Origin of the sequence: Marinovum sp. 2_MG-2023 (genome assembly GCF_030548265.1) — a bacterium.
GTDB lineage: Bacteria > Pseudomonadota > Alphaproteobacteria > Rhodobacterales > Rhodobacteraceae > Marinovum.
In genome coordinates this window covers 79,932-100,830 of sequence record NZ_JAUOSD010000010.1, presented here as the reverse complement: position 1 = coordinate 100,830, position 20,899 = coordinate 79,932, and the positions used below count along the sequence as shown (strand labels likewise).

At 59.8% G+C, this 20,899-nt stretch carries 13 protein-coding genes; 7 read left to right on the top strand and 6 right to left on the bottom strand.

The window, feature by feature from the left end:
• Positions 1-54: 54 nt before the first annotated feature.
• The 4 genes from benB to Q4577_RS12995 form a co-directional block, all read right to left on the bottom strand.
• Positions 55-576 carry a benzoate 1,2-dioxygenase small subunit gene (gene benB, locus Q4577_RS13010; protein WP_303469649.1) on the bottom strand — a complete coding sequence of 174 codons (522 nt, stop codon included), beginning with the start codon at positions 574-576 and terminating at the stop codon, positions 55-57.
• Between the two features lie 13 nt (positions 577-589).
• Positions 590-1,978 carry a benzoate 1,2-dioxygenase large subunit gene (gene benA, locus Q4577_RS13005; RefSeq protein WP_303469648.1) on the bottom strand — a complete coding sequence of 463 codons (1,389 nt, stop codon included), beginning with the start codon at positions 1,976-1,978 and terminating at the stop codon, positions 590-592.
• 61 nt (positions 1,979-2,039) lie between these two features.
• Entirely contained in the window at positions 2,040-3,194 is a 1,155-nt protein-coding gene (locus Q4577_RS13000; RefSeq protein WP_303469647.1) for a muconate cycloisomerase family protein, read from the bottom strand.
• 327 nt (positions 3,195-3,521) lie between these two features.
• Positions 3,522-4,016 (bottom strand): Rrf2 family transcriptional regulator, encoded by a 495-nt coding sequence (locus Q4577_RS12995; protein WP_303469646.1) that lies wholly within the window; start codon positions 4,014-4,016, stop codon positions 3,522-3,524.
• 81 nt (positions 4,017-4,097) lie between these two features.
• On the opposite strand from Q4577_RS12995, the gene Q4577_RS12990 reads away from it, so the two are divergent.
• Positions 4,098-4,541 carry a carboxymuconolactone decarboxylase family protein gene (locus Q4577_RS12990; RefSeq protein WP_303469645.1) on the top strand — a complete coding sequence of 148 codons (444 nt, stop codon included), beginning with the start codon at positions 4,098-4,100 and terminating at the stop codon, positions 4,539-4,541.
• Between the two features lie 233 nt (positions 4,542-4,774).
• The gene (locus tag Q4577_RS12985; RefSeq protein ID WP_303469644.1) at positions 4,775-6,223 is read left to right on the top strand and encodes an NAD-dependent succinate-semialdehyde dehydrogenase; all 1,449 of its coding nucleotides are present in this window, start codon (positions 4,775-4,777) and stop codon (positions 6,221-6,223) included.
• A 77-nt stretch (positions 6,224-6,300) separates the two neighbouring features.
• On the opposite strand, the gene Q4577_RS12980 is transcribed toward Q4577_RS12985, so the two are convergent.
• Together Q4577_RS12980 and Q4577_RS12975 are read right to left on the bottom strand one after the other, a co-directional pair.
• On the bottom strand, positions 6,301-8,889 hold the full coding sequence (locus Q4577_RS12980) for an ATP-binding protein (RefSeq protein ID WP_303469643.1): 2,589 nt from the start codon (positions 8,887-8,889) through the stop codon (positions 6,301-6,303).
• Between the two features lie 50 nt (positions 8,890-8,939).
• Entirely contained in the window at positions 8,940-9,410 is a 471-nt protein-coding gene (locus Q4577_RS12975; RefSeq protein WP_303469642.1) for a molybdopterin-dependent oxidoreductase, read from the bottom strand.
• A gap of 222 nt (positions 9,411-9,632) precedes the next feature.
• Between Q4577_RS12975 and Q4577_RS12970 the strand changes: the two genes are divergently transcribed.
• From Q4577_RS12970 to Q4577_RS12950, 5 genes are all read left to right on the top strand, one after another.
• On the top strand, positions 9,633-10,253 hold the full coding sequence (locus Q4577_RS12970; protein WP_244690464.1) for a response regulator transcription factor: 621 nt from the start codon (positions 9,633-9,635) through the stop codon (positions 10,251-10,253).
• Between the two features lie 414 nt (positions 10,254-10,667).
• Positions 10,668-11,180, top strand: coding sequence for a hypothetical protein (locus Q4577_RS12965; protein ID WP_303469640.1), 513 nt, complete (start codon positions 10,668-10,670; stop codon positions 11,178-11,180).
• 92 nt (positions 11,181-11,272) lie between these two features.
• Entirely contained in the window at positions 11,273-13,921 is a 2,649-nt protein-coding gene (locus Q4577_RS12960) for an NEW3 domain-containing protein (protein ID WP_303469639.1), read from the top strand.
• Between the two features lie 222 nt (positions 13,922-14,143).
• Positions 14,144-19,837, top strand: a complete 5,694-nt coding sequence (locus Q4577_RS12955; RefSeq protein ID WP_303469638.1) for a hypothetical protein — start codon at positions 14,144-14,146, stop codon at positions 19,835-19,837.
• 276 nt (positions 19,838-20,113) lie between these two features.
• The gene (locus tag Q4577_RS12950) at positions 20,114-20,845 is read left to right on the top strand and encodes a hypothetical protein (RefSeq protein ID WP_303469636.1); all 732 of its coding nucleotides are present in this window, start codon (positions 20,114-20,116) and stop codon (positions 20,843-20,845) included.
• Positions 20,846-20,899 lie beyond the last annotated feature (54 nt).

Here is a 20,899-nt window from a genome sequence, read left to right as displayed (position 1 = left end):
CCGCGCAACCTGACAGAGCTGCGCGGTGGTCGTGTTCGGTTGATGTCGCGGCGATCAGATGTGGTAGACGTCGATCACATGATGGATGCGGTCGTTTTTCAGCACGACCTTCTTTGACGTGATCAGCGGCGTGGGCCCGGTGGTGTCGAGCGTGTAATACGACGTCCCCCAATGGGCATCGGTCTTGCCATAGCGATAGTTCAGATTGTGCCAGTTGAACCGCAGCTTGACGGTGCCGTTTTCCTGGCTCAGCACCTCGATATTGGCGAGATTATGCGAGGTGCGCGGTTCCGGCAGCGAGGTGGCCGAAGACCGGTCGGTCTGGATACGAAACACCCGATCCTCGATCCCGGATTTGTTGGGATAATAGATCAGCGACATTTCGTTCTGTGGATCTTCGGTCAGCTTGTCCTCATCGTCCCAGGCCGGCATCCAGAACGGGCAATCGGCGTGATAAAACGTCAGCCAGCGGTCCCATTCGCGGTCATCCAGCGCGCGGGCCTCGGCATAGAGAAAGGCCTGAATTTCGTCGAAACCCAGCGTGGTTGCGGGGCGTTCAAGTGTTTGGGTTGTCATCTGTGTGTCCTCCTCACTCAGCGGCCATCTGTGCGTCCGGCGCGGTTTCGCGTTCTTTGGCGATGGCGCGGGCCATGCGTTCGGACCATTGGCTGTGCTGGATCACAAACAGACCTTCATCTTCGGTGCGTGCGCCCGACAGGATCGGATTGATCCCCAGCGCCTTGGCGTCTTCGTCCGGGCCGGTGATCCACTGCGTGGCCCCGCGACAGATGTCGTTCCATTTGGCATGGGCGCCGCCGGCATAGCCGCGTTGGGTGGCGCGGAATTCCTCGGTGTCATCGGGGGTTGCCATGCCAGAGGCGTTAAAGAAATCCTCATACTGGCGGATGCGCAACGACCGGGCCTCCTGACTTTCGCCCTTGGGCGCGATGCAATAGATCGTGACCTCGGTCTTGTCGACGCTGATCGGGCGGAACACCCTGATCTGGCTGGAAAATTGATCCATCAAAAAGACATTGGGATAAAGGCAGAGGTTGCGCAGCACGCCAACCATCCATTCGGCTTTGGTCTGGCCGTATTGTTCGGTCCATTCGTCCAAACGCGGGTAATTCGGGCGGTTCGTCGGGTCCGACCAGGTGGTCCAGAGCAGCAGATGACCGTTCACATAGGAATGAAATCCGCCCTTCTGTTTCGCCCATTTCGACGCATCTGTAGCCTTGATCTGATCTTCCTTGCCATCCGCCGTGCGGTGGGCGGTGGTGGCGACATAGTTCCAATGCACCGCCGAAACGTGATAGCCATCCGCACCATTTTCGGCCTGCAATTTCCAATTGCCGTCAAAGGTATAGGTCGACGCTCCGCGCAGCACCTCCATCCCCTCGTCCGACTGATCCACAATCATGTCGATCATCTTGCAGGCTTCGCCGAGGTAGTCCTCAAGCGGTTCGACATCGCCATTAAGCGATCCAAACAGAAACCCGCGATAGTTCTGGAACTTCGCCACCCGCGTCAGGTCGTGACTGCCGTCCTTGTTGAACTGCTCCGGGTATCCGGCCCCCTTGGGGTCTTTGACCTTCAACAGCTTGCCGGTGTTGGAAAAGGTCCAGCCATGGAACGGGCAGGTAAAGGTTTTCTGATTGCGTTTCTTGAACCGGCACAGCATCGCGCCCCGGTGCGAACAGGCATTGACCAGCGCGTGCAATTCACCATCCTTGTCGCGGGTGATCACCACCGGCGTGCGGCCCATATGCAGGGTGAAATAATCGCCCGGCTCGGGGATCTGGCTTTCATGCGCCATATAGATCCAGTTGCCCTCAAAGACGTGTTTCATCTCCAGCTCGAACAGCTCTTCGTCGGTGAACATGTCGCGGCGGGCGCGGAACACGCCGTTTTCGGGGTCGTCCTGAACGATACCGTCAAGCCGGCCTTCAAGCGCGTCAAGATTGGATTGGGTGAACATTTTCGGGTCTCCTCCTTTGGGCCGGTCACATCGGACCGGACAAATGCGTGTCAGCGGCGTCTCAGGCGCCAACAGCGGTTTTCAGCGGTGTTCTGCGGTCGCGGCGAAAATGCGCGATCTTGTCCGGGTCCAGCGTGACGCCAATGCCGTGGCCCGTGGGCAGCTCGACACAGAAATCGCGATAGACGATGGGCGTGGCCAGAATGTCCTCGGTCAACAACAGTGGCCCAAAAAGCTCTGTCCCCCATTCCAGCGTCGTGACCGTCGAAAACAGCTGCAATGCGGCGGCGGTACTGAGACCGGTTTCCAACATGGTCCCGGCATAAAGCGCGATCCCGGCCGCCTGACCGATGGCAATCACCTCCGACGCCCGTTTCAGACCGCCGGATTGCGCAATCTTGACCGCGAAAACATCCGCCGCGCGCCGCCCTGCGACGGTCAGCGCATCCTCTGGCCCGTTCAGCGCCTCATCCGCCATGACGGCGATTTCGTAACTGCGCACAAGCTCGGCCTGGGCCTTCAGATAGCGGGCCTGCACCGGCTGTTCGACCAGCTCACAACCGACCTCCTGCAGGCCCTTCAACCCCCAGCGCGCCTCCTGCATCGACCAGGCCTGATTGATGTCGACACGGATGCTGGCATCTTCGCCAAGCGCCTGTTTGATCCGCGCCACATGGGCAATATCCTCGCGCACGGGGCGTTTGCCGATCTTCAGCTTGAAAATATTGTGCCGCCGCGCCGCGATCATCTGTTGCGCTTCGGCAATGTCAGTGTCGCTATCGCCCGAGGCCAGGGTCCAGGCCACCGGCAATTTTGTCGTCACCGCACCGCCGAACAACGTCGCCACCGGCACGCCAAGCCGCCTGCCCAATCCATCCCACAGGGCGATTTCGATTGCCGTCTTGGCAATCCGGTTGCCGCGCACCAGCTTGTCCATGCGTTGGATCGCGCCATTGACCAGATCGCCGTCGCATCCCACAAGCGCCGGCGCCAGATAGGTATCAATCGCCGAGCGGATGCTTTCGGGGCTTTCCGGCCCATAGCTGAGGCCGCCAATGGTGGTGCCCTCGCCCAGACCTTCGGACCCATCAGAGAACCTGATCCGAACCAGAACGGCGGTCTGGACCCGCATCGTGGCCATCGACAGCACATGGCCGCGAATGGTGGGAATATCGAGGATCATTGTCTCGATGTCGTCAATCTTGGGCACGCTCATCACCGCAACTGGTTGTTTCTATCGCAGCCAAGATTGCGCTTTTTCAGACGCTTGTGTCGATGATGCGGCGGGTCTCGGGTGATACCTTGGGGCGGCATGACGGGACAAAGACCCGCTGTGATCCGGGGTTTTGCGGGGCGGTCATGGGGTTGAATCCATCGGTCCGGGGCCGCGTCGCCGATCCAGATGGACCGCGCGCAAGACCGCGCACTGGGCTGGACACTGGGCCGGACACTGGGCCGTGCATTCACCGTCGCAGTAGGGCTGATAGGTGTCTGAAATCAATATACCTTTTCAGGATCGTGAAGGCCCCGACTTAACCAATGATCAACGCTGTTCCCGTTGCAGAAATGCGGTGATCGTCTCGTGGCCCGCCGGGTCGATCATCGTTTCACCATCCGCAACCAGATCGGCCAAGGACTGGGCCCGCAGGGCATCGCGCCAGACCGCTTCTGCCGACAACATCCGCGATTTGATGAAGCAATCTGACTTGTAGGCACAGGGGTCCGCGCTTTTGCCACAGCCCCGCTGGCGGATCTCGCGACAGACAAAGGACGGGCCCGGCCCGTCGATGGCCTCGACAATATCAAGCAACGTGATGTCCCCGGCCGGACGTGCCAACCGATAGCCGCCGCGGGGGCCGGGAATGGCCGCAACCACCCCCCGTGCCGCCAGCAAACGCATGTGTTTGAGCAGATAGGATTCCGACACGCCGTGAAATTCCGCCAGACTTTTGCCCGGAAGCGCCCGGTCTTTGTCAACGCCGGTCAGCAGCAACATGCAGTGCAACGCCGTTTCCACACCATCGCTCAACCGCCGCATTGCACTTACCTCGCATACATCTTACGCCTATCATGGATATAAACTATCCATGATTCGCAAACAACCCCGAAAGGACCCCAGATGACCCCCCGCATGAACATTGCCGCCCTCGCACCGGACCTCTTTCGCAGCATATTGGATCTGGACCGGATGATCCGGGAAAGCGGCCTCGACAGCCAATTGCTGCATCTGGTGAAGCTGCGCGCCTCGCAGATCAATGGATGCGCCTATTGTGTCGACCTGCACTCTGCCGAGGCCCTGGCCGATGGCATTCCCCCGCAAAAGCTGCATCTTCTGGCGGTCTGGCGTGAATCTTCGTTGTTTTCGGAACAAGAGCGCGCCGCGCTGCAATGGACCGAAAGCCTGACCCATATCGCAGACACCGGTGCGCCCGATGGGGATTTTGATGCTGTCAAAGCGGTGTTTTCCGAAAGCGAGGTCGGCAAACTGACCGTGGCCATCGGGGCCATAAACATGCTGAACCGGATGGGGGTCGCGGCGCGGCTTGAACACCCGACCCGGTAACGCGGCCCGGTAACCCGGCCTATCTAACCGCCTCCCCCCCGCGCCATGACGGCGACGGCGGTTCTTGTCCGACGGCTTGTTTTTTCGCTTGCGTCTGTTGATCAACAAACAAAAGACTATCTCGGGATACCGGGGCAGGCCGTCGGACGATATGCGAAATCCGTCAATGGATCGTTTGATCCTGACGACGGGGTCGATGCCCCCTTTCGCCCCTTTGAAAAGGCCAGACTGAAATGACAGATTACTCGTACTTCAAAATCGACGCCAACCTGATCGGTGGCGAGTGGCGCGGCCCAAGTGGATCGGACGGGATAGAGGTCACCAACCCGGCCACCGGCGAATTGATCGGGACGGTGCCCAAATTCGGCGCCGCGGAAACCAAGGAGGCCATTGATGCCGCCGCCAGCGCCTTTCCCGCGTTTTCCGCCCTCGACCTGAACACACGGGTCGGGTTACTGCGCAAATTGCACGATGCTCTGATGGATCATCAAGAAGCCCTGGCAGAGTTGCTGACACTCGAACAGGGCAAGCCGATGGCAGAATCGCGCGGCGAAATTGCGATTGGCGCGGCCTATATCCAGTGGTTTGCCGAGGAAATCCGCCGCACCAAAGGCGAAATCGTCCCCTCGTCCGTCAATGGGCGTCAATTGCTGGTCACCCATCATCCGGTCGGTGTTGTCGCCGCGATTACCCCGTGGAATTTTCCGTCTTCCATGCTGGCGCGCAAGCTGGGCCCTGCGCTGGCGGCGGGATGTACGACGGTTGTCAAACCCGCATCCCTCACGCCTTATTCCGCATTGGCCTGGGGTCGACTGGCCGAAGACGTCGGTTTTGCGCCCGGTGTCATCAATATCGTCACCGGATCGGCGCGCGACATCGGCAACACGATCATGGCCGATCCCAAGGTGCGCAAAGTCACCTTCACCGGCTCTACCGAGGTGGGCAAGGAGCTGATCCGGCAATCTGCGGAAACCGTGAAAAAGATTTCCATGGAACTTGGCGGCAACGCGCCGTTTGTGGTGTTTGATGATGCCGATCTGGACCGCGCGGTCGCGGGCGCAATGATCGCGAAATACCGCAATTCCGGGCAAACCTGTGTCTGCGCCAACAGAATCTATGTCCAATCCGGCATCTACGACGCATTCGTGACACGGCTGGCCGAGGCCACCAGCGCCTTGAAGGTCGGCAATGGTCGCGACGATGGCGTGGAACAGGGGCCCTTGGTGGATCAGGCGGCGTTCAAAAAGATCAAAAGCCTGGTTGACGATGCCACCGGTCTGGGCGCCAAGGTCATTGTCGGCGGCAAGGGCCATCCATTGGGCGGAAACTGGTTTGAGCCGACAGTGATGACCGGGATTACCCCGGACATGCAGATCGCCCACGAAGAAATCTTCGGGCCGATCTCGGCGGTGTTCAAATTCGACACCGAAGACGAACTTGTGGCGGCGGCCAATGACACCGACTTTGGCCTTGCGGCTTATGTCTATACCCAGGATCTGGGCCGGGCCTTTCGCATGAATGCCCAGCTGCAATATGGCATGATCGGGATCAACGAGGGGCTGATCACCACGGTCGAAGCGCCGTTTGGCGGTCTGAAAAGCAGTGGCATCGGCAAAGAGGGCGGCAGCCAGGGCATCGCGGATTATCTCGATACCAAATACGTCTGTATCGGCGGCCTGTAAGCTCTGCCCCCCACCGGGTTCAGACCGGGTGGGGGGCGCAACCGTTTCTGTCGGCGCTTGACCGGATCACCCATCGCCTAGGCGAGGACAGCCTCCCAAGCGGCGCGGGTGGTGGCGAATTCATTCGGAATCCTGACGGTCAAGGCATCCGCCTTGTCGCGCTCGCCGGTCTTGCAGGCCCGTTCAATGTCGCTGAACAACATCTGCATCCCGGTGGCCCCCATCATCCCGCACATGCCCGCCAATTCATGGCTGGCCGATTGCATCTGAGCGTAATCCCCCTGATCGCGGGCCACTTCGAGCTTGGCCATCAAATCCTGTGCATCGCGACAACAGGCATCAAACCGTTCGCGCAGCTGATCATGCCCCAACAACTCCAGCAAATCCGAAACCTGTTCGGGATCGAGCAATGGTTGACCCGACGTTCCCGGATCAGTGCCCGAATCCGTGCCCGACTCAGCGGCGGGATCATCCGATTGACCTTGGCCCGCATCCACGGCGCGATACTTCTTCTGCACACATTCCTGCAAAGCCTTGCGATTGACCGGTTTCAGCAGGAAACCAGACATGCCCGCCTTGCGAAAACCCTCTTGTTCCTGCGGCATCGCCTGGGCGGTAAACGCCACGATCGGGGTGGTCTGGTTCGGCCCGGCGGCGGCGCGAATCCGGCGGGTGGCCTGGGTGCCGCTGATGTCGGGCATGGAAATATCCATCAGGATCAGATCAAAAGGCTGCTCTGCCGCCATGTCGATCGCCATTTGCCCGCCATCGGCTGTGGTCACCTTATGCGAGGACAGTTCAAGCATCTTGCGCAGCAGATCCCGGTTGATGTTGTTGTCATCGACCACCAAAATCCGTTTCGGGCGCGTTGTGGATGCGGATTGCAGCGGATCGGCCTTTTTGACCTGGCTGTCGACCGTGACCTCGCGCAGCGGCAGTTCGACAATGAACGTGCTGCCCGCGCCCAATTCAGATTCGCATTCAATTGTGCCCCCCAGCTGCTCCACAAAGCGGCGCACAATGCCAAGCCCAAGCCCCGTGCCGCCGGTGCGGCGTTCATAACGGCTGTCGAGCGAGACAAAATCCTCGAAAATCCGTTTCTGATCCCCGGGTGCGATGCCGATCCCGGTATCGCTGACCTCAAACCGCAGCATCCCCTGACCGGGTTGATCGCCTGACGGGGTGTAATGGGCAAACAGCGACACCGCCCCATGTGAGGAAAACTTGATCGCATTGCTCAGAAGGTTGGTCAAAATCTGTTGAATTGCGCGCGGCGAGGTCAGGAAATGCCGATTCTCCAACCCCTTCTGTTGCAGATCAAACGCAACTTCGCCATTTCTGGCCATGGGTTTCAGCATGGCCACCATGCTCGAGGTCAGCGCCGCGATATCACAGGCGGAGGGCGCGAATTCCTCTTCGCTCTCGCTGCGTTCGATGGCCAGAACATCATTGATATGCGACATCAGGATATCGCCGGAAAACAGCGCGGTTTTCAGATGTTCGCGTTGCTCCTTGCAAAGCGGGCTTTCGTCCAGAAGATAAAGCGACGACAACACCCCGTTCAGCGGCGTGCGCATTTCATGGCTCATCATGGCAAAGAAACGCGACCGTTCCTTGTACGCCTGCAGGGCTGCATCGCGCGCCTGAATGATCTCTTGCTCGCGGCGTTTGTCGCCGGTCACGTCCCGAATATAAGAGATAAAGATCGGCCCATCGCGTGTCTGCGCCGTGGACGAGGTGAATTGACCGGGGAACTCTGTGCCATCGGCGCGGAGCATGTTCATTTCCTGGCGGCCCTGGTCCAGAAACTGGGTTTTTTCGGTGTCGAGATAGGCCTGCAAATCCCGTGTCAGCGCGTCATGGCTGCTGGCCGGGGTCAACAGTTCCAGACCGTTGCGCCCCAGCACGTCCTCTGCGCTGTAGCCAAAGATCTTTTCGGCGGAGCTGTTGAAATCAATCACCCGCTGGCGATGATCCGTCACCACAATGGCGTCAAACGATCCGTTCAGAACAGCGGTCAGCTGCTGATGCTTTTCCTCCGCCGAAATGGATGCGATCTGCAAGGACGCGGTGCGGCGTATCAAAAAGACGATGGACATGATCAGGACAATCGTCGTGACCACAATCAGGCCCAACATGGCCTCTAGCAGCCAGATGATCCTTTTGCGTTCCAGCGTTGTTGCGTCACTCACCCCGCGAATCGTTCCCAGCGCAATGAATCGGGGGGATGCTTCCTGGGTCGCCAGCTCTGAGCCGAGAAAATCCAATTGCGCGGCCAATTCCGCGTCTGATCCGTCGATGACCGGGATCAACCTGTCCAGCAGCGCCTGCATTTCAGCCAGCCGCTCGCTTGCCTCGGGTTCCAGCGTCTCTGGCCGGATCAATGGCAGACGGCTGTAAAAGACATCGAACCGTTTGCGCAGATTTCCCAGATCCGGCGTTTCTGCGTGTTTTTCCTTTTCTATGGCCGACGTCAGCTTGAGGTATTCAATCTCAAGCTGGGCCGCCCGCCACGAGACCTGATCCTGCTGCGCGACGGCAATCGCGCGCACATAGTCACGTACAAAAAACGACAGCCCAACCGTCAGCGCCAATGCAAGCACGGCCAGCAATCCAATGGAAAGCTGGCCGCGTCTTGAAATGCGTTCCGTGCCAAAAATCGACATGCGCCCCTAAACCTGCACTATGGTACCAGCACAATGTGACCTGCGCGGCGTTATTTGGCGATGTTAAGCCGGTCCATCTGCCAAATCGAGCGCGAATAAACCAGTTCCGTCTGAAAGTCGGCGGAATCGTCATAGGGGTAGATCAGCCAGAGCGGGCCTTTGGTCCGGCGTGACATCGTATCACCGTTCTGGTAGTAGGCCACAATCGGCGCAGTCTCGCCCAGCTCTTCAACCGGAATATCAACGGCATAGTCATTGATCGCTTGCACATTGGCCACGCCTTCGGTGACGCCCAATTCATTCAGCAACGCGCTCAGCGGCACACCTTCGAACACCTGCTCACCTTCGGTCCAGATGGTTTCGGTGGTAACCGTTAGCACCGGCAATTCCTGAAGCTGGGCAATGGTAAAGGACCGGGACATGCCATCAACCGTGGTTGTCAGCACGATTTCATCATCGGCATGGGCGACAGTGGCAAGCACCGCAAGAAGCACGCCGATCATTTGAGAAAAAACACGCATCTGTTATCCTTAGCTTACGTTGGGTTCTTTAGCACAATAGCCGCAAATAAAGGTGCTGGCTTTTGGGATTCAGGTTACTAGACTATACTAAAGTGTAGAAAGTATTGCCGCTGGGCCCACTCTGGGGATTGGAAAGGCGGCGCTTTTCGGCCAAGCTGCGTCCGGACACCGGCCCCAGACCTGCGCTGGGCTTGAAGAGCAAGACGAAGGAAGCAAACAACAATGGCCCTCAGAGTGCTGATTGCAGACGATCATGACATGGTTCGCGACACCTTCACCATGTATCTTGAATCCAGTGGCACGGCCCAGACGACGCCAGCGGGATCGCTGGACGAAGCATTGAAGCTGATGCAGCAAAAGGGGCCATTTGATCTGGTTCTGCTGGATTACACCATGCCGGGCATGAAGGGGCTGGAGGGGCTGCAAGCCGCATTGAAGATCAGCGGCGGCAATCCCGTCGGCATGATTTCGGGCACCGGCACCCGCCTGATCGCGCAACAGGCGCTTGATATGGGGGCGGCCGGGTTCCTGCCGAAATCAATGCCGGCCAAAACCCTGGTCAACGCCGTCCGCTTCATGGCGATGGGCGAAATATATGCCCCGGTCGATTTCATGTCCGGCAAGGATGACCCGGATGAAACCGATTTCGAAAAAGATCTGTCAGATCGTGAAAAGCAGGCGCTGCGCGGATTGATGGCGGCGAAGTCGAACAAGGAAATCGCGCTCGAGCTCGATTTGCAGGAGGTCACGATCAAACTGCACGTCAAGACATTGTGCCGCAAGATCGGGGCCAAGAACCGCACAGATGCGGCCATCATGGCCCGCGACGCAGGATTCGTCTGACCCGTCACACCCTTTACTGCGATTTATTCCCAAGACGGCGAAGCATTCCTTCGCCGTCTTTTTCTTTGCGCGCCATCTTCCTTGCGCGCCATCTGCTTTGCGCGCCCTCTGTTTTGCGCGCTATCTGCTTTGCGCCCTGTCTTCCTTGCGTGCCAAATTCCTTGCACGCCGCCATTCTGCCCTGATCCATCCGGCAACACGGCCCTGCACCCATCTCCACAAGAAGTAGCGGGCATTCCGAACTGGGTACCCCGCGTATACCGAAGGTTAGTCGCCTAGCTTTGCGCGGCTTGAATTAGCCATTCGCCACAGCATTTCGCCCTCCTTTTTCCGGCATTTCGATGAGGCAGCTCGGGTCAACACCCCAGCGCACTCTCAACCGCCGGTCCAGCCCCGGCTTATAAGGAAACGAACATGTCTTATTCTATCGTACGTGTCAGCCAGGCTTTGGTCGCCGGCCTGACGTTCAGCCTTGCCGCAAGCGCGGTTTCGGCCGAAGCACTTGAAAGCAATTTCTCTTACCGCATCGTCGAAATCGACGCCGCCGGCGCAGAGGTCCTGGTCGAACGCGACTCGGTCAAGCCCGGTGAAATCATTCATTACGAATTGCGCCACGAAAACAAAACCGACGGCGAAATGGCCGGTCTGGTTGTGGCAGCCCCGGTGCCAGAAGGCGTCACTGTCTCCTTGGACGGCCAGCATAGCTCGGTTCCTGCCGTCTTCGAGGTCAAGGCAGAACTGGACCCGGAAAACGAAGGTTTGGAATGGTCCACCCTTCCTGCAATGCGCAAGGTCGCCGACGCAAACGGCGCCCTGCAAGAAGAACCGCTGCCCGAGAGCGACATCGTTGCCGTGCGCTGGAGCTTCTCCGAAGCGCTCGACGCAGGTGAGATCGCCCTCAACAGCTACCGGGTGCAGGTGAACTGACCACAGGTCGTGATCCGAAAAACCAATCCAATCTTTCAATGACACCGGGTCAGCCATCAGCAGCTTGACCCACCAGTTTCAGGAATATTACCGTGACTTATCAATCCACAATTCTGCGCACATCCAGCGCTGTAGCAATCTGCGCGGCTCTTGCATCCTCGGCCCAGGCCGCCCCAGAGGCCGGTTCGGTCATCGGCAACCAAGCTGTTGCATCCTATGTCAACGCCGCCGGTGACACGATCACCGTAACCTCGAACACGGTTGAAACCGTGGTACAACAAGTTGCCGGCGTCACATTGACCTCGGACAACACCGAAAACGTCGCCCCGGGCGGCAAGGCCTTCCTGCCGCACATCATCACCAACGTTGGTAACGGCCCGGACGCCTATGACCTCTCGGCCATCGAAAATGACTCTGGTGCGCTCGAAACCTCGCAGCTTGTCTTTTACCCGGATGCCAACATGGATGGCGTCGCCGACAGCGCGACACCGCTGACCGAAACCCCGGTTCTGGCCCAGGGCGAACAGTTCGGCGTCGTGATCGAGGCCACAGTGCCATCGACCAACGCAGCCGGTGCAACCGACACAATCACCGTGACCACCACATCGCAGCTGAACGGCAGCATTCTGGCGACAAACACAGACACACTGACAGTGTCGAACGACGCGATTATCGAACTGGTCAAATCGATGGTTGCAGATGCCTCCTCGGGTGGTGATCCCAACATCATTGATCCCGGCGATACCGTCACTGTGACACTGACCTACTCTTCGACCGGTCTTGTCGCGGCGAACAACTATACCGTCACCGACGTTCTCGACGCAGGTTTTGACTATGTTCCGGGCACCGCCGTATGGTCCGACGCCGCAGGCACGCTGGACGACGACAACGGGTCGACCGTGGTTGACGCAACCAACGGCAATGGCGAAGAAATCGCTTGGGATTACGACGACAACCAGACCGTCAACTTCAACATCACATCGGTCGGCTCGGGCCGTTCCGGCAGCGTGACCTTCCAGGCGCGGATCGCATCGACGGCAAATGCCGGCATCCTGACCAACGTCGCAAACCAGAACGTCAACGGCGTGGACTTCCCGCCATCGAACACCGCTTCGGTGACCGTCGAAAGCCAATTCTCGGTTTCTATCGCAGACACCGCAATCAATGCGGATGGCTCGCCCAACGGTGCGGTTTTCTCGGCCACAGACGATGATGCGGCGCAAAACGATGTCGTGACCGAATCCGGCGATGTGTTCCAGGGCGCAACGATCCGTCAGGAATTCGTGTTGACCAACAACTCGAACCAAGCTGACAGCCTGGCAGTGGACTTCTCCAACGTTGACTATCCTGCTGGCACCACCTTCCGCATTGTTGGCGCCGACGGCATCACGCCGGTGATCGGATCGGTTGGCCCGCTGGCCATCGGTGAAAGCACCAAAGTCACCTTGCTGGCAACCCTGCCGACAGATGTCACCCCGACACCTGCTGGATCGACCAACTACACCGCAACCATGACTGTGACTTCGGATGCTTCGGGTGTGTCCGACATTTCGACCGCCGAATTCACCGGCGCGGTTCTGGCGGCCTCGGTTGATCTGGAAAACAACGTTGCCGGTCTCGAAGGCGACGGCGCAGCCCCAACCAATGGCGGTGCTCCCTGGATCACCAACACCACCGATCCGGCACAGCCGACCACGTTCGACATGGTTGTGCAAAACAACGGCCCGGTTTCCGACAGCTACAACCTGTCGCTGGCCCAAGCCATACCTCCAGGTTGGACCGTGGAAATTCGTGACGCCGCTGGCACGCTTGTGACCAACACCGGCACGATCCCTGCGGGTGCCTCGGATACCTTCACCGTCACCGTCATTCCTGCGGCTGATGCGCCCCCCGCTGACACGCCGATCGACATCCGCGTCGAAAGCTCGGTCTCGGGTCAATCCGACCGCATCGTCAACCAGGTGACCGTGAACGAGATCTACGACGTCAAGATCCTTGAAGATCAAAGCGTTCAGGCCTCACCCGGTGGCGTTGTGGACATGCTGCACACCATCACCAACGAAGGTAACGTTGCCGTCACCGAAGGCGCAATCCTGCAAACCGGCCTGACCAACTTCTCCGGTGCGATCTTCTGGGACGAAAACGACAACGGTATTCTGGATGCTTCTGATCCGGTTATCGACAACTTCAACGACCTGACCGACGGTATCGCGGCGGGCACCAACGGTCTGGCTCCGGGTGACACCATCTCTGTCATCTATCGGGTTCAGACACCTTCCACCGCAACCGCAGGTGTTTCCGAAATCGGGACCCTGGAACTGGCAACTTCGTTGAACGGCGGTACAGCCACCGATGCGGATACCGCAGACAACACCAACGAAGACCGGATTGTCATCATTGCCGGCGACGTGACACTGACCAAGTATCAGTACATCGACGCCAACTGTGACGGCGCCGTCGGGACCTTTACCAAGACCCGTCAACCGGTCGAACCCGGCCAGTGCATTCGCTACATGATCGAAGCTGAAAACACCGGCAGCTTCGAAGCAGCGGACGTCACAATCTCGGATGCGGCACCCGCCTACACTACGGTCACCAATTGCGGTGGATTGTGCGCCGAAACGCTGTTCCCGGCTGGCAGCACTGCGACGATCACGTCCAGCTCCGTCTCCAGCGACCATGGAACGGTTCTGCCTGGTGGCGTCGCACGGCTCGAATTCACCGTAGCGGTAGACAACTAAGTCTACCCACCTGGGCCCCTGCCTTCGGGTGGGGGCCCTTTTTTCCCTCAGATTTCTCTACTGCTTACACCGCTGCGGATCACACAGGATCCGCTTTCCCATTCCCCCAGACATCCAGGAGCGAAACTGATGCGCAGTTTTATTCGCTTGGCTGGCAAGAATGTAGCTCGGTTCATTACCATCGCCGCCCTGTCTTTTTGCCTCCTTTCAACAGCCGGACCCGTGACCGCCCAGCAGTCCGCCGCCGGCACCATCATTCGCAACATTGCCCAGATCACCTATTTCGACACCGGTCTCGGCATTTTTGTGACGCTTGATTCCAATGCCGTCGAGGCCCGCGTCAGCGTGGTTCCGGCACTTGAGGTTTCCGGGCGCGAAAGACTGCTGCTGTCACGTGGCGCAATTGATCAGTTCAGCTTCGAGATTGCCAATACCGGCAACGTGCTGCTGGACGTGACGCCGGTCATCTCGATTTCGGGGGACACGTCGCAACTCATGAACCCGAAACTTTTCATCGACCTGAATGGCAATGGCATTGTGGATGCAAACGAACCCGAAATGTCCGCAGACGACACCATCGAGATTGCCGCAGGCAAGGCGATCGACTTGATCTATGCCTTCCAGGCCGCTCCCGGCGCCCAACCGGGCGACAGCTTTGATGTCACCCTGACCGCCATCGGCCAACAGCGTGCGGCGGGTAATCGCATTGCCAATGCACCGATCAGCGGTGTTGGCATCGGTCGCGCCGAAATCGTGGCCGCCACCCTGGAAATCGAAAAATCCCAAGCTATTCAACCCGATACCGACTTTTCGAACGTTCTCTATACCCTGCGCCTGCGCAACAACTCTGACAGATCTGTCACTGGATATTCCGACATCGGCGGCACGCCCCTGCGCATCGACGGCGCGGCTGCGACCGGAATTCTGCTGCAAGACGCCATTCCCCTGAACGCCCGTTTCGTCCAGATGGACCGGTGGGGCGGGATGACCGCGCTTTATCATCGTGCGGGCGATGGCACATTTGATTTCACCACCACCGCCCCTGCCGATCTGGGCGAAATCGACGCTGTGGCATTTTTCCTCGCCGGGGATTTCCCGATGGGCCGCTCCGAAGATGTCGCCTTTACCGTGGCTGTGGATGCTGTCCTCGGCGCGGTCGAAATCGAAAACACCGCCCAGAGCTTCCTGCCGAATTCTTCCGGCATCTCGGATCTGTTTTCCAACACCGTCAGCACAGAGCTGCGGCGCGGCGAAACCGGCACCCTGGCGTTTATCGACCCGGTATCGGGTGGGGCCGAAGTGACCACCGGCGCGCTGGACAGCAATCTGGTGACCCGGCTGACCTCTGGCGGGTGCAATCTCTCTTCCGGTATCGACACGGTGGAAATCACACTGCAAAGCCTGCAAACCGGCGATGTGGAAACCACAACCGCGCGCGAAACCGGCCCCAATACCGGCATCTTCGTGATCGCCGCTTTGCCCGTGACCGAAATGGCCAATCCCCGTGCACAGGACGGCGTCATGGCCTCTGGCCGTGGGGACACCGTGCGCGCCATGGCGCGCTGCGGCGGCCAGACACTTGAGGCCACCCTCATCATCGCCCCCGGCAACTTTGTCTTCGACGCGATCAACAATGATCCGGTCGAAGGTGTGGCCGTGGCACTGATTGACGCCGCCACCGGGTTCGAAGTGGCACGCCTTGTCACCGATGCCCGCGGCTATTTCGCCTTTGGCGACATCGACGCCGGGCGCTACAGCTATGACATCGTGGACGCGCCAGAGTGGAGCTTCCCGACCGTGCGTCTCGCTTTTGGCGGCTTCGGGCGGATCATCACCGACGCGGCCTTTGGCGGCAATTTTGCCCATAGCGGCGGTCTGCTGATGAATTCCGACATCCCGCTTGACCCGTTTTACGGCGCACCGCTTGCGCTGGAAAAACAGGCCGACCGCGACCGCGTGATGCAGGGCGAATTTGTCACCTATACGCTGAAAGTCACCAACAACATGCGTCAGGCATTGGTCGGGGCAGAGATCTTTGACCGCCCGCCGTATGGCATGGTGCTTGTGCCCGGTTCGGTGCGGTTGGATGGCGACGCCATCGACGATCCGCGCCGCGACCGCGAAGGCGATCTGGTGTTCACGCTTGGCAACCTTCTGCCGCTGGACGTGGTCGAAATGAGCTATGTCATGTCCGTTGGGGCCGCCACCCGCGAGGGTGACCTGGAAAACACCGCCCTGCTGACCGGTCGTCAGGCCGGCACCGGCACCGTGATGCAATCCGCCCCGGCACGCGCCGTGGTACGGCTGGACAATTCCGGCGGGGTCTTTGCCCGTCAGGGGACGGTGCTGGGCACTGTGTTCATGGATTGCAACGGCAACGGCATTCAGGATCAGGACGACGGCCAGCCACATGAACCCGGCATTCCCGGTGTGCGGATTGTCACGCAGGAAGGGCTGTTTGTGGTCACCGATCACAATGGCAAATACTCCCTGCCCGGCCTGCGCCCGATCACCCATGCCTTTCAGGTTCAGGCCGCCACTCTGCCGGTTGGAACCAAGGTGGCTGTGACCCGCACCAATGACTTGCGTCGGGGCGGATCGCGGATCGTACCACTGCGCCGGGGCGAGCTGCGGAGCGAAAATTTCGCCACCGTCAGCTGCACCCCCGAAGCCATGGCCGAAGTTGCCGCCCGTCAGGCGCATTTCGCAGCCAACACCGGACCAGACAGCCTGAACGCGGCGGACATGCCGATCGAAGGTCTGCGCAATCCCAAACGCTCAACCCGGACAGAGGCCGGCGCTGCAACCACAACCCAACTGACGCCTGCAATGCTGGCGGCGGATCAGGACTCTGACGCCGCCAATGGCGCCGCCGATCGTCCTGCCGCGCTTGGCTCCAAGGCCCGCGCCAGCCGCCGTCCGTTGGAATCCCTGGTGAAATCGCTTGATCCAGAGCCCGGCTTTCTCGACATCGAGGATGGCGAAACCCTGGACCGGCGCACGCAAAGCATTCGGATCAAGGCCAAGGCCGACCTGACACTGGGTCTGTTGGTCAATGGCCGCGCTCTGGGCGCTGACCGTGTGGGCGAACAAACAAGCTGGGCCCCGCGCAACGTTCAGGCGGCGGAATTCGTGGCTGTAAAGCTGCGTCCGGGCAAGAACACGCTCTCGATTGTGGGGCGCGATGGCTTTGGCATCGAACGTCTACGTCACGACATCACGGTCACCGCCCCCGGTGACCCGGCCCGGATCGAAATCACCGTCCCGGCCGAGGCCAGCGCCGACCCGGTCAATGTACTGCCGGTGGTGGTGCGTATCCTCGACGTGCGCGGTCTGCCGGTTCCGGCCTCTGCCACCGTGACACTGGGGTCTGACCGTGGGCTGTGGGATGTGACCGACATCCGCCCCGGCACCCCCGGCGTTCAGGCCTTCATCGACAACGGCGAGGCCACATTCGGCCTGATCCCGCCACAGGTGTCCGGCCCGGACCTGATCACCGTAACCAGCGGTTTCGCCAAGGCCGAGGCCCGCGTCACCTTTACCCCCAACCTGGAGGAACGTGTCATGATCGGCGTGGTCGAAGGTGCATTGTCGCTTGGCGGCAAAAAGACCGGCACACTACTGTCCAAGGATCAGTTCAACTCATTCGAGGACACCACCACCGGTCTGCGCGGTGATCTGTACCTCAAGGGTGCGATCCGGGGCGATGCCCTGCTGACGCTGCGCTACAGCTCGGATCAGGACACCGAAGACCGTCTGTTCCGCGACATCCGGGGCGATGACTACTATCCCGTCTATGGCGACAATTCCGAACGCGGCTGGGACGCGCAATCGTCTTCCAACCTTTATATCAAAGTCGAAAAAGGCCGCTCTTACGTCCTTTACGGCGATATCGCGATCCAGCCTGAATCCTCGGCTTTCAAACTGGGGGGCATGCAGCGCGTGGCCACCGGCGCCAAGGCCCATTGGGAAGATGACCGCGTGTCGGTCACCGTGTTTGCCGCCCGCACCGCACAGGAGCAACAGATCACCGAATTCACCGGGCGTGGTGTGTCGGGGCCGTATGATCTGAACCTTTCGGGCTATGTGACCGGCTCTGAGCGGGTTGAAATCCTGGTCCGTGACGAAGACGGCGGCGACATCCTGTCGACCACCACTCTGCGCCGCGGCACCGATTACATTCTGGATTTCTTTCGCGACACCATCACCTTTGACGATCCGGTGCGCCAGTTCGATGCAGATGGCAATCCGGTGTCTGTCCGGGTGACCTATGAAGTCGAAAAGGACGATGCGGAACGCTACTGGCTTTATGGCGGCGAGGTGAATTACGCCGCCGGGGACCGCACCAGCGTCGGCATTCGCGCCGTGCACGCCGATGCCCCCATCGGAAACCCGGCCCGCGAGCGTCTGCAATCGGCATATGTGCGTCATGAAACTCTGGCTGGTGGCACCTTCGAAGCCGAAATCGCGCGCTCCGAGAATTCGGAAAGCGAAAGCGACATGGCGGTGCGGCTGTCCTATGACATCCAGACCGAAAAACAACGTCTCAGCTTCGAAGCCATCCACACCGGCGACGACTTCATGGCGGGCGGTCTGGCACGTCCCGGCACCACCCAGGTGCGGCTGTCCTATGGTCTGGAGATCAATTCCAAAAGCGATCTGGACCTGTCTGCCGAATATGTCCGCGATCGTCTGAACGACAGCGAAAAGACCACGCTGGACGCCACCTATGCGCATCGCTTCAGCGAAGCATTCCAGGGGCATATCGGGCTGGAACTGGCCCGCACCACGCGCGACGGCTCTACCAACGATCAGGCCGCTCTGCTTCTGGGGGGCAACTGGACACCAAAAGACCGCCCCGGCGTGTCGGTGCGCAGCGAATTGCGCCTGCCCTTTGCCGGGGACGACCGCGATCCGGCGCAGCTGACGCTTGGCATGTACCGCGAGGCCAAGCCCGGCTGGCGTGTCCAGAACGAGATCGAGCTGACCTTTGACGACGGCGTCCTGATGACCCGAAGCCGCTATGGCATGGAATATCAGCTGAACGAATGGCTGTCGGGTTCGACCGAATTCAGCCAGGCGCCGGGGGATGTCGAAGAAACCTGGCACCAGGGTGTGGCAGCCGTCTGGGAGATCGACGATCTGACCACCCTGCGCGCCGATCTGGAACATTCGCGTGGTGTCGACACGGGCGATGATTGGCTGACCAGCATCGCACTGGGGGCAAAGTGGAAGAACGTCGATGAAACCTTTGTCGGGGATGCCGATGTCGATGCAACATTCGAAGAGGACGGCAATACCTATTATGCCTCTCTCGGCATGGCGACAGAGGTCACAGAGGACTGGACCATTCTGGGCCGGACCCGCGTCGCGATGGATCAGCGCAACGGTGAAAACCACCTGCGTGCCCGTACCCGCATCGGCGCATCCTATCGTCCGGTCAAGGATCCGCGCCTTGACGTGCTGGCTTGGTACGAACATCGGCTTGAACGCAAACATGGCCGGACCGAAACCCATATGTGGTCCGTCGATGCCAGCTATGAAGCCAACGAAGACCTGCGTCTGAATGCAAAATACGCCGGTCAGCACCAAAGCCTGGAAAACGAAAACGTCTCGACATCGACCACCACCCAATTGGTGCAGGCCGGGGCCTATCTCGATCTGGCGGACGACCGGGTTCAGGTCGGGGTGAACGCCAGCCAGATTTGGGACAACCGTGGCAATGCCACCACCGGGCTGGGCGTCGAACTGGGGTTCTCTCCGGCGCCGGGCACCTTGTTGGCGATTGGCTATAACGCGGTCGACGGGCGCGTGGCCGGTATGTCTAACGTCTATCAGGAGGGTGTTTACCTTCGTTTCAACCTGCTTCTCGATGACAGCCTTTGGGACCGGCTGGACGGATTTCTTGGCAACTGATTGAACCCGAGCGTTGCCAAGAACGGGCCACACCTGCGAAGCGCATCCGCAGGTGTGGCCCACTTTTTGCCCTGAGGGCAGAACAGACCACACAGCCAAAACCGGGCTGGCGCGCCGCGCACCGGGATTCGGCTGAACCGAACAAGGATCGCGGTCCGCTCTCTGGATGGACAGCGGCCTATACCTTTGCGGTCCTCGCTGCCTGTTTGCGCACCCCAAGTTGTGGTGGCCAAATTTTATGGTGCTTCCACTCACTTGGTTCAGGAGCACGAAAAAATGGAAATGAAATCAATTGCCTTAGTCATGGGGCTGGCGACGACTGCGCTTGCCGGCACCGCCCAGGGTCAACAGACACAGTTCAGCATCGACGATCTTGTCAACGTTGGCTCCATCGAATTCGGGTTAAGCCGCGACAGCCGCGCCAACAGCATCACGCTGAATTTGCCCACCGAACGGGTGGCCGCCGCCGATATTGATGCCGGCGCCTTGTCCGGGGCCAGCGCAACCCCGTTTGTCTCTTCCCGTTCCGGCGATCAGGCCGCCCGGCTCAGAGATCTGATTGCCCATGCAGAAGCCGGATCTGCCGGCTATGATGCCGTCCAGCATGGCGCGCGCCGCTTGCCGCCAAAACGGCCAACCGACATGACCGTCGGCGAAATCTTTGCCTGGATCAAGGCCACCCCGGGCCAGCCGCATGCCATTGGCCGGTATCAGTTCATTCCAAAGACATTGCGCGGTCTTTTGCGTCGCTCCGGCGTCGGGCCACAACAGCGGTTTTCACCGGCCCTGCAGGATCATCTTGCCAATCTTTTGCTGGAAGATGCCGGTTTCGCCAAGTTCAAGGCCGGGCGCATTTCGGATGTAAAGTTCATGTATAACCTCGCCGGCATCTGGGCCGGGCTGCCCCTGCCCTCGGGCCGGTCGCGATATCACGGTTATGCCGGCAACAGCGCAACCATCAAATGGAGCAGCTACAAAGCCGAAATGGCCCGCATCTTCCCGCGCTGACAGATGCGCGCAACCCGCGCCGATACCGTGTCCGATGGCGGGCACGGCTGTACA

Bases quoted from the DNA above. Each gene is read 5' to 3' on its own strand.
- benB (WP_303469649.1), bottom strand. From the start codon at position 576: ATGACAACCCAAACACTTGAACGCCCCGCAACCACGCTGGGTTTCGAC.
- benA (WP_303469648.1), bottom strand. From the start codon at position 1,978: ATGTTCACCCAATCCAATCTTGACGCGCTTGAAGGCCGGCTTGACGGT.
- Q4577_RS13000 (WP_303469647.1), bottom strand. From the start codon at position 3,194: ATGAGCGTGCCCAAGATTGACGACATCGAGACAATGATCCTCGATATT.
- Q4577_RS12995 (WP_303469646.1), bottom strand. From the start codon at position 4,016: ATGCGGCGGTTGAGCGATGGTGTGGAAACGGCGTTGCACTGCATGTTG.
- Q4577_RS12990 (WP_303469645.1), top strand. From the start codon at position 4,098: ATGACCCCCCGCATGAACATTGCCGCCCTCGCACCGGACCTCTTTCGC.
- Q4577_RS12985 (WP_303469644.1), top strand. From the start codon at position 4,775: ATGACAGATTACTCGTACTTCAAAATCGACGCCAACCTGATCGGTGGC.
- Q4577_RS12980 (WP_303469643.1), bottom strand. From the start codon at position 8,889: ATGTCGATTTTTGGCACGGAACGCATTTCAAGACGCGGCCAGCTTTCC.
- Q4577_RS12975 (WP_303469642.1), bottom strand. From the start codon at position 9,410: ATGCGTGTTTTTTCTCAAATGATCGGCGTGCTTCTTGCGGTGCTTGCC.
- Q4577_RS12970 (WP_244690464.1), top strand. From the start codon at position 9,633: ATGGCCCTCAGAGTGCTGATTGCAGACGATCATGACATGGTTCGCGAC.
- Q4577_RS12965 (WP_303469640.1), top strand. From the start codon at position 10,668: ATGTCTTATTCTATCGTACGTGTCAGCCAGGCTTTGGTCGCCGGCCTG.
- Q4577_RS12950 (WP_303469636.1), top strand. From the start codon at position 20,114: ATGGAAATGAAATCAATTGCCTTAGTCATGGGGCTGGCGACGACTGCG.